This is a genomic window from Bradyrhizobium yuanmingense, from assembly GCF_025200905.1.
Taxonomy (GTDB): domain Bacteria; phylum Pseudomonadota; class Alphaproteobacteria; order Rhizobiales; family Xanthobacteraceae; genus Bradyrhizobium; species Bradyrhizobium yuanmingense.
The window spans coordinates 7581292-7594667 of the sequence record NZ_CP104173.1 but is presented as its reverse complement, the minus strand read 5'-3'; the positions used below and the strand labels follow the sequence as shown (position 1 = coordinate 7594667).

At 64.2% G+C, this 13376-nt stretch carries 13 protein-coding genes, 1 tRNA gene and 1 pseudogene; 11 read left to right on the top strand and 4 right to left on the bottom strand.

The genetic code is table 11. The annotated features are described in order from the left end of the window. Positions 1 to 166 precede the first annotated feature (166 nt). The 3 genes from rpsA to aroA all read right to left on the bottom strand — a co-directional run bounded on the left by rpsA (position 167) and on the right by aroA (position 4113). Positions 167 to 1873: a 30S ribosomal protein S1 gene (gene rpsA / locus N2605_RS35220; RefSeq protein WP_036009120.1), complete on the bottom strand. Its 1707-nt coding sequence runs from the start codon at positions 1871 to 1873 to the stop codon at positions 167 to 169. Positions 1874 to 2140: 267 nt separating this feature from the next. Then, a complete protein-coding gene (gene cmk / locus N2605_RS35215; RefSeq protein ID WP_225142423.1) occupies positions 2141 to 2779 on the bottom strand; it encodes a (d)CMP kinase in 639 nt (212 codons plus the stop codon). Beyond that, the gene (aroA, locus tag N2605_RS35210; protein ID WP_260345287.1) at positions 2776 to 4113 is read right to left on the bottom strand and encodes a 3-phosphoshikimate 1-carboxyvinyltransferase; all 1338 of its coding nucleotides are present in this window, start codon (positions 4111 to 4113) and stop codon (positions 2776 to 2778) included. Before aroA ends, cmk begins: the two co-directional genes overlap by 4 nt. 158 nt (positions 4114 to 4271) lie before the next feature. Here aroA and N2605_RS35205 point away from each other — a divergent pair, with 158 nt between their 5' ends. From N2605_RS35205 to N2605_RS36620, 3 genes and pseudogenes are all read left to right on the top strand, one after another. Next, entirely contained in the window at positions 4272 to 4679 is a 408-nt protein-coding gene (locus N2605_RS35205; RefSeq protein WP_036009126.1) for a TIGR02300 family protein, read from the top strand. A gap of 97 nt (positions 4680 to 4776) precedes the next feature. Next, a tRNA-Ala gene (locus tag N2605_RS35200) sits at positions 4777 to 4852 on the top strand. Then, a pseudogene (locus N2605_RS36620) lies at positions 4813 to 5163 on the top strand (GIY-YIG nuclease family protein); the annotation flags it as partial. The gene N2605_RS35200 and the pseudogene N2605_RS36620, both read left to right, overlap by 40 nt. Before the next feature lie 87 nt (positions 5164 to 5250). On the opposite strand, the gene N2605_RS35195 reads toward N2605_RS36620, so the two are convergent. Further along, a complete protein-coding gene (locus N2605_RS35195; RefSeq protein ID WP_074447577.1) occupies positions 5251 to 5709 on the bottom strand; it encodes a MarR family winged helix-turn-helix transcriptional regulator in 459 nt (152 codons plus the stop codon). A gap of 155 nt (positions 5710 to 5864) precedes the next feature. Here N2605_RS35195 and N2605_RS35190 point away from each other — a divergent pair, with 155 nt between their 5' ends. From N2605_RS35190 to N2605_RS35155, 8 genes are all read left to right on the top strand, one after another. Next, positions 5865 to 6290 carry an organic hydroperoxide resistance protein gene (locus tag N2605_RS35190; RefSeq protein WP_036009140.1) on the top strand — a complete coding sequence of 142 codons (426 nt, stop codon included), beginning with the start codon at positions 5865 to 5867 and terminating at the stop codon, positions 6288 to 6290. A 167-nt stretch (positions 6291 to 6457) separates the two neighbouring features. After that, a complete protein-coding gene (locus N2605_RS35185; protein WP_260345284.1) occupies positions 6458 to 7660 on the top strand; it encodes a CaiB/BaiF CoA transferase family protein in 1203 nt (400 codons plus the stop codon). A gap of 282 nt (positions 7661 to 7942) precedes the next feature. Continuing rightward, the gene (gene ugpB / locus N2605_RS35180; protein WP_036009146.1) at positions 7943 to 9259 is read left to right on the top strand and encodes a sn-glycerol-3-phosphate ABC transporter substrate-binding protein UgpB; all 1317 of its coding nucleotides are present in this window, start codon (positions 7943 to 7945) and stop codon (positions 9257 to 9259) included. A gap of 46 nt (positions 9260 to 9305) precedes the next feature. Beyond that, on the top strand, positions 9306 to 10187 hold the full coding sequence (gene ugpA, locus N2605_RS35175; RefSeq protein WP_260345279.1) for a sn-glycerol-3-phosphate ABC transporter permease UgpA: 882 nt from the start codon (positions 9306 to 9308) through the stop codon (positions 10185 to 10187). Further along, on the top strand, positions 10187 to 11035 hold the full coding sequence (ugpE, locus tag N2605_RS35170; RefSeq protein ID WP_036024416.1) for a sn-glycerol-3-phosphate ABC transporter permease UgpE: 849 nt from the start codon (positions 10187 to 10189) through the stop codon (positions 11033 to 11035). Before ugpA ends, ugpE begins: the two co-directional genes overlap by 1 nt. Positions 11036 to 11143: 108 nt before the next feature. Then, positions 11144 to 12232: a sn-glycerol-3-phosphate import ATP-binding protein UgpC gene (locus N2605_RS35165; protein ID WP_036009161.1), complete on the top strand. Its 1089-nt coding sequence runs from the start codon at positions 11144 to 11146 to the stop codon at positions 12230 to 12232. Positions 12233 to 12501: 269 nt separating this feature from the next. After that, positions 12502 to 12927: an Hsp20 family protein gene (locus N2605_RS35160; protein WP_024338612.1), complete on the top strand. Its 426-nt coding sequence runs from the start codon at positions 12502 to 12504 to the stop codon at positions 12925 to 12927. A gap of 50 nt (positions 12928 to 12977) precedes the next feature. Then, positions 12978 to 13250: a BQ00720 family protein gene (locus N2605_RS35155; RefSeq protein ID WP_011083553.1), complete on the top strand. Its 273-nt coding sequence runs from the start codon at positions 12978 to 12980 to the stop codon at positions 13248 to 13250. Positions 13251 to 13376 lie beyond the last annotated feature (126 nt).

Genomic DNA, 13376 nt, shown 5'->3' with positions numbered 1-13376 from the left:
GCTGGCAACTCCGAGTCTTCGTCAAACTTCTCCCTGGGGTTATGGGTCCAGGATCGGCGCTCCGCTTCGCGTCGCTTGTCCGGGACGACAGCGGAGTTCGTGGAGACAGCAACAAAAAAGCCCCGGCTTGCGCCGGGGCCTTGATGTCGCAAAACGGACGTTTCGCTTACTTGCTGTCGCGGTTCTTCAGCGCGGTGCCGAGGATGTCGCCCAGCGTCGCACCCGAATCCGAAGAGCCGTACTGCGCGATGGCTTCCTTCTCTTCGGCGACTTCGAGCGCCTTGATCGACACCTGGACCTTGCGGGCTTTCTTGTCGAACTGGATGACGCGGGCATCGACCTTCTCGCCGACGGCGAAGCGTTCGGCGCGCTGGTCGTTGCGGTCACGGGCGAGCTCGGAGCGCTTGATGAAGGTGGTGAAGTCGGTACCGGCGATCTTCACCTCGATACCGCTTTCCTTCACTTCGAGCACTTCGCAGGTCACGACCGCACCCTTCTTGACATCGCCCGGCTCGGCGAAGGGATCGCCTTCGAGCTGCTTGATACCGAGCGAGATGCGCTCCTTCTCGACGTCCACATCGAGCACCACGGCCTTCACCATGTCGCCCTTCTTGTAGTTGTCGATCACCTGCTCGCCCGGAAGCTTCCAGTCGAGATCGGAGAGGTGGACCATGCCATCGACGTCGCCCTCGAGGCCCAGGAACAGACCGAACTCGGTCTTGTTCTTGACCTCGCCCTCGACCACCGAACCGGTCGGGTGCTTCTCGACGAAGACCTCCCAGGGGTTGCGCATGGTCTGCTTGAGGCCGAGCGAGATGCGGCGCTTGACGGAATCCACTTCCAGCACCTGCACGTCGACTTCCTGCGAGGTCGACACGATCTTGCCAGGGTGCATGTTCTTCTTGGTCCACGACATCTCGGAGACGTGGATCAGGCCTTCGATGCCCGGCTCGAGCTCGACGAACGCACCGTAGTCGGTGATGTTGGTGACGCGGCCGGTGAAGCGGGCACCCAGCGGGTACTTGGCTTCGATGCCCTGCCACGGATCGTCCAGCAGCTGCTTCATGCCCAGCGAGATGCGGTGCGTCTCGTGGTTGATCTTGATGATCTTGACCTTCACGGTCTGGCCGATCGAGAGCACCTCGGTCGGGTGGTTGACGCGGCGCCAGGCGATGTCGGTGACGTGCAGGAGGCCGTCGATGCCGCCGAGGTCGACGAACGCACCGTAATCGGTGATGTTCTTGACCACGCCGTCGATGACCTGACCCTCTTCGAGGTTCTGCACCAGCTCCTGGCGCTGCTCGGCCCGGGTCTCTTCGAGCACCGTGCGGCGGGACACGACGATGTTGCCGCGGCGGCGGTCCATCTTCAGGATCTGGAACGGCTGCGAGTTGTTCATCAGCGGCGCAACGTCGCGGATCGGCCGGATGTCGACCTGCGAGCGCGGCAGGAAGGCCACGGCACCGTCGAGGTCGACGGTGAAGCCGCCCTTGACCTGGTTGAAGATGACGCCGTTGACCTTCTCGTTGTTCTGAAACGCCTTCTCCAGCTTGCCCCAGCTCTCTTCGCGGCGCGCCTTGTCGCGCGACAGCACGGCTTCGCCGAGGGCGTTTTCAATGCGATCGAGGAACACTTCCACCTCGTCGCCGACCTTGAGGTCGCTCTCACGGCCGGGGCCGGAAAATTCGCGCAGCGCGACGCGGCCCTCGGTCTTCAGGCCGACGTCGATGACGGCCATGTCCTTTTCAATTGCAACCACCTTGCCCTTGACGACGGAGCTTTCCTGCAGGTTGCCACCTGCGAAGGACTCGTCGAGCATCGCGGCGAAATCGTCGCGCGACGGGCTATAGGTATCAGCAGAAGTCGAAGCCATTTGTTCTCCAGTTGCGGATGTCTTGCCGGCCGTTGGGTTCATGGGCGCATCGCGCGCGCAGTGTCGGAAGGTCCGCAAGACCTTCGAGCGACCGCTCGTTGCCCCGATCTAGCGACCAGAACAGCGGAAGCGGGCCGGCTGAGGCCCGCGCGTTCGATACGTTGAAAGCTTTGTCCGGAACCTGGATCGCGCCGGTCCCGAAACCGGGACGAAGCGTATCGACCTCAAAGAGCGGGAGCGGGCACTTCCTCCAATGACGGCGGCGGCTTAACCCCGCGACCGGCCCGCTCGGACAGCCTCGATAATGTCGATGGCGGCCCGGACGCCGCCTTCTATATCCAGTTGGGAGTTATCTAGCAAGTAAGCATCCGGGGCCGGTTTCAAAGGCGCAATCGGCCGATTCTTGTCACGTTCGTCACGCTGGAGGATGTCGGCGAGCACGGCCGCCTCGTCCGCCTCCTCGCCCCGCGCTTTGGCCTCCATGGTGCGGCGCCGGGCGCGGACCTTGGGGTCGGCGACCACGAAGATCTTCACGTCGGCATGGGGGCAGATCACGGTTCCAATATCGCGGCCGTCGAGCACGGCGCCGGGCGGATCGGCGGCGAACTGGCGCTGGAAATTGACCAGGACCTCGCGAACCCGAGGGATTGCCGACACGATCGAGGCTCCCTCGCCGGCCTTCTGGGTCTTCAGCGCAGGATTGCCGAACTTTTCGGGATCGAGCTCCAACGCGGCCTGCACCGCGGCCGCCTCATCGTTGAGATCGTGCCCTGATTGCATCAAGGAGTAGGCGACCGCGCGATAGATCACGCCGGTATCGAGATGACGATAGCCGTAATGGTGGGCGAGACGCTTGCCGAGCGTGCCCTTGCCCGAAGCCGCGGGCCCGTCGATGGCGATGATCATGAAAACTCGGCCCCTAGCGAACGCATCATCGGAATGAAATCCGGAAAGCTGGTGGCGATGAAGGCGGTGTCGTCGACGGTCACGGGCTGATCGGAGGCGCAGCCCATCACCAGCGCGGACATCGCGATGCGATGGTCCATATGGGTGGCGACAGTGCCGCCGCCCGGGACGTGGCCGCGACCCTCCACGATCAGATCGTCGCCGGAGACCACGACCTTGACGCCGTTGACGCGCAGCATGGCGGCGGCGGCTTCAAGCCGGTCGGATTCCTTGACGCGCAGCTCCTGCAGGCCGCGCATGATCGTAGTGCCTTCGGCGAACGACGCCGCCACCGCCAGCACCAGATATTCGTCGATCATCGACGGCGCGCGCTCCGGCGGCACCTCGACGCCGCGCAGCTTCGACGCCCGCACGCGCAAGCGCGCCATCGGCTCGCCGGCATCGCCGCGCACTTCGCTCTCCTCGATGGAGGCGCCCATTTCGCGCAGCGTGGTGAACAGCCCGGTGCGCAGCGGATTGGTCATGACGTCGGACAGCACGACATCGGAGCCCTCCACGATCAGCGCCGCGACGATCGGGAAGGCGGCCGAAGAGGGATCGGCGGGCACCACGACATTGGCGCCATGCAGCTCGGGCTGGCCCACCAGCGTGATGCGGCGGCCGTGCCGGCCTTCCTGGACCGAGGTGATGTCGGCGCCGAAATGCTTCAGCATCAGCTCGGTGTGGTCGCGGCTGGCCTCGGTCTCGAGGACCGTGGTGGTGCCGGGAGCAGCGAGGCCCGCCAGCAGCACGGCCGATTTGATCTGGGCCGACGCGACCGGGGTCTTGTAGACGATCGGCAGGGGGTCGCGCGCGCCCTGGAGGGTCAGCGGCAGGCGCCCGCCCTCGCCGCCGGCGGTGACTCTGGCACCCATCTTTTCCAGGGGATCGAGGATCCGGCGCATCGGACGGCTGCGCAGCGAGGCGTCGCCGTCGAACACCGCCGAAATCGGGCAGCCGGCGACGGCGCCCATGACCAGCCGGCAGCCGGTGCCGGAATTGCCGAAATCCAGTGCTGCCTTGGGCTGGGCGAAGCCTCCGACCCCGACGCCGTTGACGGTCCAGGCGAAATCGCCGGTGCGCTCGACGCTGGCGCCCAGCGCCTGCATCGATTTGGCGGTGTTGAGGACGTCCTCGCCCTCGAGCAGGCCCGAAATCCTGGTCTCGCCGACCGCGAGCGCGCCCAGGATGAGGGCGCGGTGGGAGATCGACTTGTCGCCGGGCACCCGTACTTTCCCGGTCAGGGGACCGCTGGCGCGAGACTGGAGCGGCCTCGGTTGATCGGAATGGGTCAAGATTGTGTCCTTGAATAGGCCCGGTGGGCTGGCGCGCAGGTACCACATGGTCCGCGCCCCGTCACGGGCATGTCGTTCTCCCGTAATGCGCTATTGACAGCGGGCCGCCAACTAGCCAAGTGAAGCACCGCTTTTCAGACATTCCCAGGATTCCTGCCGTGGCCAAGTCCGAACTCGGAACCAAACGTATTTGCCCGACCACGGGCAAGAAGTTCTATGACCTCAACAAGAATCCGGTGATCTCGCCCTATACCGGCGAAGTGGTGCCGATCGCCCCGGTCGCTCCTGCCCGCGGCCCCCGTGCGGCCGAGGCCCGCAACATGGCCCAGGACAACGCGCCGGAGCCGGCGGAGACCGAGGAGTTGGTCTCGCTCGAGGAGGCCGATGCCGAGGAGAACACCGGCAAGGTCAAGGCGGTCGTGCCCGAATCGGAGGACGATATCGAGGTCGACGAGACCCTCGACGACGATGATGACGACGATTCGACCTTCATTGCCGACGAGGAAGAGGGCGATGAGGACGTGACCGACATCATTGGTGATGTCGGCGGTGATGAAGAGACTTGAGATCAGCCCTGATCTGTGAAAAAGGGTGCACCGCGCGAGTCGCCTAGAGCGCTCGCCGGCCGGGACGGGTCCCCCAGGATCCTCCCATTTGGACTAAGGGGCCATAGCTCAGCTGGGAGAGCGCTTGCATGGCATGCAAGAGGTCGGCGGTTCGATCCCGCCTGGCTCCACCAGCCTTCGCTGGCTTCGCCAGCTACGGCTCGGCAAGCCAGCTCCGCTCCCTCGTGGCGAAGCTAGCGAAGGCTGCCGCGGCGAAGCCCGAAGGGCGAAGCCGGGCTTCAGCAAAACAAGAGCGGGTGTAAGCTCTCCTCGCCTACCGAGGAGTGTGCCCGTGAAGTACGTCTACATCCTTGAGAGCCTTGATTCTCTCCATTTCTATGTCGGGATCACCGACGACCTCCGCGCCCGACTGGCAAAGCACAATGCTGGCGAGGTGCCCCACACTTCGAAATACGGACCTTGGCGGCTCAAGACTTACGTCGCATTCAGCGATGAGAAGCAGGCCGTCGCATTCGAAAAGTACTTGAAGTCAGCATCAGGCCGCGCCTTCGCCAAGAAGCGCTTTAGTCCCCTACTCCCCGATCACCGCATTCAGCCGATCCCTCAGCGCGACGATCTCGTCTTTCATCGCGACCAGCTCCGACACCGAGCAGTCCGATGCCGCCAGGATCGATTGCGGCACGCTGCGGGCCTTCTCCTTCAGTGCATGGCCCTGCGGCGTCAGGGCGATCAGAACCTGGCGCTCGTCCTCACGCGAGCGGGTGCGCCTGACGAGATGGGCGGCCTCGAGGCGCTTCAGCAGCGGCGTCAGCGTGCCCGAATCCAGGAACAGCTTCTCGCCGATCTCCTTGACCGGCACGTCGTCGCGCTCCCACAGCACCAGCATGACCAGATATTGCGGATAGGTCAGGCCGAGCCGATCGAGCAGCGGCTTGTAGACGCGGTTAAAGGCGTGCGTAGCGGAATAGACCGCGAAGCAGATCTGGTTGTCGAGACGAAGCGGGTCTACCGCCGTTGATTTCCGGGCCATGAAGAATCCTGCGCGTTTCTCCCATTCTGGGCCCGGCCGGCGCCAGATTCAATTGCGAACAATTAAATGTGAGGCGCGACGAATTAGATTGCGCGCAATCTAATTGTCTGCGATAAAGCTTACACCCCAACCCGGAAAGACCCGAGGAGACGACAATGTCCGTGAACGTCCTCTACAAGACCAGCGCCAAGGCCACCGGCGGCCGCGACGGCCATGCTGCGACCCTCGACGGCGCGCTCGACGTCAAGCTCACCACGCCGAAGGAGCTCGGCGGTGGCGGCGGCGCTGGCAACAATCCCGAGCAGCTGTTTGCGGCCGGCTATGCCGCCTGCTTCATCGGCGCGATGAAGTTCGTGGCCTCGCAGGGCGGCCCGAAGGTGCCTGCCGACGCCTCGGTCACCTCGACCGTCGGCATCGGCCCGCGCTCCGAGGGCGGCTTCGGCCTCGATATCGACCTCGCGGTCTCGCTGCCGGGCCTTGCCCGCGCAGACGCCGAGGCGCTGGTGGCGAAGGCGCACCAGGTGTGCCCGTACTCCAATGCCACGCGCGGCAATGTCGACGTTCGCCTGACGGTGGTCTGATCGGCAGCGCGGATCGGCTGGCCCGGGGCCCCCTCGGGCCGGCCGCTTACGCCACCCCGCGGCATGGCTGCTCGGCGGCGCATACGGCTCCACGCTCGGCGCCATTGCTGGCGCAAACAAACCTCGCTAGGCCTGTGATCCAATGATCGACACAGGGAAGCGAAGGCATGACTGAAGCAGCAACGGGCGCCATGAGCGGATTGCGCGTCATCGATCTCACGCGCGTGCTCGGCGGTCCCTACTGCACCCAGATCCTCGCCGACCACGGCGCCGACGTGATCAAGGTCGAGCCGCCCGCGGGCGACGAGGTGCGCGAATGGGGCCCTCCGTTCCACGAGGAGGATGCGGCCTATTTCGTCGGCATCAACCGCAACAAGCGCTCGATCGGCCTCGACCTCGCCTCCGAAGGCGGCCGAATCGTGCTGCTCAAGATGCTGGAGACCGCCGACGTCCTGATCGAGAATTTCAAGCCGGGCACGCTGGAGAAATGGGGCATCGGCAACGACGTCCTCAGCAAGAAATATCCCCGCCTCGTGCATTGCCGGATCTGCGGCTTCGGCGCCGACGGCCCGCGCGGCGGCAACCCCGGCTACGATGCCATCATCCAGGCCATGACCGGCATGATCGCAGCCACCGGCTCGCCCGAGAGCGGGCCGATGCGGATCGGCGTGCCCCTGGTCGACATCACCACCGGGCTCTATGCGGCAATCGGCATATTGATGGCGCTGTCGGAGCGGCAGCGCTCCGGCAAGGGGCAGTTCCTGGAGACGACGCTGTACGAGACCGGCCTTGCCATCATGCATCCGCACACCGCGAATTATTTCATGCATGGCAAGGCGCCTGGTCTCACCGGCAACGAGCATCCGAACCTCGTGCCTTACGCGATCTTCCCGACCAAGACCGACAACATCTTCATCGGCGTCGGCAATGACGGCACCTTCCGCAAGCTGGCGAAGGAGATCGGCAAGCCCGAGCTCGGCACCGATCCGCGCTTTGCCCGCAACAAGGACCGCATCGCCAATCGCGAGGCACTGCGCGCCGAGCTTGCCGCCGTGTTCAGCCAGCACGAGGCCGAGCCGCTGTGCAACCGCCTGCTCGCGGCCGGCCTGCCCGCAGGGCCGGTGCAGAAGATCGACCAGGCGTTGACCAACCCGCACACGATCGCGCGTGGCGATATTATCGAGAAGGACTGGTACAAGGGCGTGGCCTCGCCGATCCGGCTCGACCGCAGCAAGCCGAGCCTGCGCCGCGTGCCGCCGAAATTCAGCCAGCATGCGGCCGAGGTGCTGGGCGAGTTCGGCTACTCCAAGGCCGAGATCGACGCGATGGTCGAAAAAGGCACGGTCTGCGGTCCCGAGCGGAAACGCTGAGCTAAGGCGAGCGTCAACGGTGGTGCGCTCCCTCTCCCGCTTGCAAGTGGGAGAGGTTCGGAGCCCGCGGCGCGATAGTGCCTCATCTCAATGCCGCACTGCGGCGCGCGCACGCATGTGCAGCGCGAACGAGTTGGCTGACGGCTCCGTCTTGGCCTATTTGACAACTTCCCATTTGGCCGCGCTTGCTGCTTTCGTTTCTCCCGCTTACACAGTCATGTGAACGTCATATGGCGCTGCTAGCGCAAGCGCTTCTTTAGTGACGGGCAAGGGAGGTTCTTGATGGCTCTTCGACATTTTGGCACGGCGGCGGCCGTCGCACTCACAATTGGTCTCGGCGCGTCGCCGGCGCTTGCCGTGACCGAAATCCAGTGGTGGCACGCGATGACCGGCGCCAACAACGACGTCATCGTCAGGCTCGCCAACGATTTCAACACCACGCAGAGCGACTACAAGGTGATCCCGACCTACAAGGGCAACTACGCCGACACGATGAACGCCGGCATCGCCGCGTTCCGCGCCGGCAACGCGCCGCACATCATGCAGGTGTTCGAGGTCGGCACCGCCACCATGATGGCCGCGACCGGCGCCGTGAAGCCGGTCTACAAGCTGATGGCCGAGACCGGCGAGAAGTTCGATCCGAAGGCCTATCTGCCTGCGATCACCGGCTATTACTCGACCTCGAAGGGCGAGATGCTGTCCTTCCCGTTCAACTCGTCCTCGACCGTGATGTGGGTCAACCTCGACGCACTGAAGAAAGCGAATGTCGAGGTGCCGAAGACCTGGCCCGAAGTGTTCGACGCCGCCAAGAAGCTGAAGGCGGCCGGCCACGCCACCTGCGGCTTCTCCAACTCCTGGGTCACCTGGGTCAATCTCGAGCAGCTCTCCGCCTGGCACAACGTGCCGCTCGCCAGCAAGGCCAACGGCCTCGACGGTTTCGACACCGTGCTGTCCTTCAACGGTCCGCTCCAGGTCAAGCATCTCGAAAATCTGGTCGAGCTCCAGAAGGACAAGACCTACGACTATGCCGGCCGCACCAACACCGGCGAAGGCCGCTTCACGTCGGGCGAATGTCCGCTCTACCTGACCTCGTCCGCGTTCTTCGGCAACGTCAAGGCGCAGGCCAAGTTTGCCTTCACCGCGGTGCCGATGCCCTATTACCCGGACGCTAAGGGCGCGCCGCAGAACTCGATCATCGGCGGTGCCTCGCTCTGGGTAATGGGCGGCAAACCGGCGGACGATTACAAGGGCGTCGCCAAATTCTTCTCCTTCCTCTCGGACACCGATCGCCAAGTCTACATCCACAAGGCCTCGGGCTATCTGCCGATCACCAAGGCAGCCTATGAGAAGGCCAAGGCGGATGGCTTCTACAAGGATCAGCCCTATCTGGAGACGCCGCTGCTCGAGCTGACCAACAAGGAGCCGACCGAGAATTCGCGCGGCCTGCGCCTCGGCAACATGGTGCAGCTCCGTGACGTCTGGGCGGAGGAGATCGAGCAGGCGCTGGCCGGCAAGAAGACCGCCAAGCAGGCGCTGGACGCGGCCGTCGAGCGCGGCAACACCATGCTGCGCCAGTTCGAAAAGACCGCCGTGAAGTAAGGCGACAAGCGGCAGGCCGGTCCCCCGGCCTGCCGCGCTGGGCATCATGCAAAAGCAAGCCATTTTCCAATCGAAGCTGTTGCCCTATGCGCTGGTTGCGCCGCAACTCGCGATCGTTCTGATTTTCTTCTACTGGCCGGCCTTGCAGGCGATGATCCAGTCGTTCCTGCTGCAGGACGCCTTCGGCCTGTCGACCAGCTTCGTCTGGTTCGAGAACTACATCGAGCTGTTCAAGGAGCCCGCCTATTTCGAGGCGATCCTGCGCACCTTCTTCTTCTCGTTCGCGATCGCGGTGTCGTCGCTGTCGTTCGCGCTGCTGCTGGCCGTGATGGCAGACAAGCCGCTGCGCGGCTCGATGCTCTACCGCACGCTGCTGATCTGGCCCTATGCGGTGGCGCCGCCGGTCGTCGGCGTGCTCTGGATCTTCATGCTGCATCCCTCGCTCGGCGTGCTCTCGCGCTACCTGCGGGCGCTGGGCATCGACTGGAATCCACTGCTCGACGGCGACCAGGCCGCAGCGCTGATCATCCTGGCCGCCGCCTGGAAGCAGATCTCCTACAACTTCCTGTTCTTCCTCGCCGGCCTGCAGAGCGTCCCCAGAAGCGTGATCGAGGCGGCTGCGATCGACGGCGCCCGCCCGATGCGCAGGTTCTGGACCGTGATCTTCCCGCTGCTGTCGCCGACCATCTTCTTCCTCCTGGTCGTCAACATCGTCTACGCCTTCTTCGACACGTTCGGCATCATCGACACGATGACCCGCGGCGGTCCGGGCAAGTCGACGGAGACGCTGGTCTACAAGGTCTATACCGACGGCCTGCTCGGCGGAAACCTCGGCAGCTCCGCGGCGCAATCGGTGATCCTGATGATCATGGTGATCGTGCTGACGGGCATCCAGTTCCGCTTCGTCGAACGCAAGGTGACCTACTGATGGTCGAGGAAGAAGGCTTTCGGCGCTACATTGCCCATATTATCCTCTGGATCGGGATCGCGATCGTCGCCTTCCCGGTCTATCTCGCCTTCGTGGCGTCCACCCAGGACAACGCGGTGATCGCCAACGGGCAGATGTCGTTGCTGCCCGGGGGTCATTTCTTCCAGACCTACTACCAGACCATCTTCGTCGGCACGAGCGGCTCGACCCGCGAGCCGGTCGGCAACATGATGCTGAACTCGCTGGTGATGGCGCTCCTGATCGCGCTGGGCAAGATCGCGGTCTCGATCATCTCGGCCTATGCGATCGTGTATTTCCGCTTCCCGTTCCGGATGGCGCTGTTCTGGCTGATCTTCATCACGCTGATGCTGCCGGTCGAAGTCCGCATCTATCCGACCTACAAGATCGTCGCCGACCTGCACATGCTCGACAGCTATGCCGGCCTGTCGCTGCCGCTGATCGCATCGGCCACCGCGACGCTGCTGTTCCGCCAGTTCTTCATGACCGTGCCGGACGAGCTGCTGGAGGCCTCGCGCATTGACGGCGCCGGCCCCTTCCGCTTCTTCTGGGATACGCTCTTGCCGCTGTCGCGCACCAACATGGCGGCGCTGTTCGTGATCCTGTTCATCCTCGGTTGGAATCAATATCTCTGGCCGCTCTTGATCACCACGCGCGACGACATGCAGACCATCCAGATCGGCATCCGCAAGATGATCACCACCACCGACGCGCTGACCGAATGGCCGATCGTGATGGCAACCGCCGTGCTGGCCATGCTGCCGCCGGTGTTCGTCGTCGTCGCCATGCAGAAATTGTTCGTGCGCGGCCTGGTCGAGACGGAAAAGTGAAGATGGCGAATAGTGAATGGCGAGTGGCGAATGGGGTCGCTGCGTCCGCCTTGCGTGCTAACAAGTCCCCATTCGCCATTCCCTACTCGCTACTCGCCGGTGCAACCCATGGCTAACGTCACCCTGCGCAGCGTCCGCAAGACCTATCCCGGCGGCTTCGAGGCCATCAAGGGCGTCGACGTCGATGTCGGCGACGGACAGTTCTGCGTGCTGGTCGGCCCCTCCGGCTGCGGCAAGTCCACGCTGCTGCGCATGGTCGCGGGGCTGGAGACGGTCACCGGCGGCGAGATCGACATCGGCGGCCGCGTCGTCAACGGAGTAGAGCCCGCCGATCGCGACATCGCGATGGTGTTCCAGAACTACGCGCTCTATCCGCATATGAGCGTCTACAACAACATGGCCTATGGCCTGCGCAACCGCGGCATGGCCGAGGCCGAGATCAAGACCCGCGTCGAGGAAGCCGCGCGCGTGCTCGAGCTCTCCGCCATGCTAGAGCGCAAGCCGCGCCAGCTCTCCGGCGGCCAGCGCCAGCGCGTCGCCATGGGCCGCGCCATCGTGCGCCAGCCGAAGGTGTTTTTGTTCGACGAGCCGCTGTCCAACCTCGACGCCAAGCTGCGCATCGCGATGCGGGTCGAGATCCGCAAATTGCAGCGCCGGCTCAACACGACGTCGATCTACGTCACCCATGACCAGCTCGAGGCGATGACGCTGGCCGACATCCTCGTGGTGATGAATGGCGGCCAGGTCGAGCAGGTCGGCAATCCGCTTGATATCTACGAGAAGCCGGCCACGACCTTCGTCGCCTCCTTCATCGGCGCGCCGCCGATGAACTTGATGTCGACGCGGCCCGAGGAGATCCGGTCGCAGCTCGCCGGCAGCGCCGCGGCCGATGCCGGCATCGTCGGAATCCGCCCGGAGGATTTCGTCATCACCGACGAGACGCCGGCCGGCGGCCTCGTCCTGCCGCTCACCGTCGAAGCCATCGAGCGCGTCGGCGCCGAGACCTTCGTCTACGGCTCCCGCGAGCAGGAGGACCAGCGCGTCGCCGCCACGCCCGGCGAGCTGCCGCCCGGCGAGGTCATCGTCCGCATTCCCGGAACCCAAGCGCCCGCCATCGGCGCGAGAATCCGCGTCGCGGCGGTGCGGGCCAAGCTGCATCTGTTCAGCGACGACGGGCGGACGCGGCTCAAGGGCTGAGCGGCTCCGGGGCGTGACGACAAAAGTGCGAAAACAACCCCATGCACAGTAGAAGGGGGTTTGTTTTTGTTGGGATAAATCGCCTCGCGCGACGCGTCATGCCAACCACGACGAACCAGGCATTCGGGCGATGGCGGAAAGTGGCCCGTCCACAGCTCCCCCGCTACCTGCTTGAACCCACAGGGGAACATGCCCATATTGCTGATCAAGGGGCGCCGCTCGCGGGCCCTGATGCACCAAAGTCGCTTTCTGCGAGGACTTTGTAAACTATGTCTCGTGTTCCAACGCTCTCCAGTCCCTTCCTGCTGGGCTTTGACGAGATCGAGCGCGTGCTCGATCGGGTCGTCAAAGGCGCCGACGGTTATCCTCCCTACAATATCGAGAGGTGCGACCGCACGGACGGCCAGCCCGAGCGTTTGCGCATCACGCTGGCGGTCGCCGGATTTACGCGCGACCAACTCGATGTAACCATTGAGGAAAACCAGCTCGTGATCCGCGGGCGGCAGCAGGACGACAAGACCCGGCAATACATCCATCGCGGCATCGCCGCGCGCCACTTCCAGCGCACCTTCGTGCTGGCGGAGGGGATGCTGGTGCTGGGTGCGGATCTGAAGAACGGGTTGTTGTCGATCGATCTGGCCCGGCCTGAACCGGAGCGGATCGTTAAGACAATCGCTATCAATGAGCACGAATAATGGAACGAGTAGCGGACTCGACCGCTTAGTGTTCCAGAGGAGTCGAGACCATGAGTGAAGGTCACGTTGCGTTCGAATACGAAGCCAAGAACGTCTCTCCGGAGACACTGGCAACCCTGGGCGAAGGCCATATCGCCTATGTGAAGCAGATCCGCTCCGAGGACGTGCCGGGCCTGTTCCCCGAGGCGCCCAAGATCGCGCCGGGCCTCAAGCTTTTCGCGCTCCACGCCGCCGACGGCACGCCGATCATGCTGACCGACAGCCGCGAAGCCGCGGTCGCCAACGCCTGGAGCAACGAGCTGCAAGCGGTGAGCGTGCACTAAGCACGCGCGTCGCACGAATAGGGTTTCAAACGGGCATGCCTTCGCAAGAAGGCGTGCCCGTTTTCATTTGAGCGTGATGTTTTCGCATCGCCATCGCCAGCCAACGGGAATTCGGCGATGTTCCCG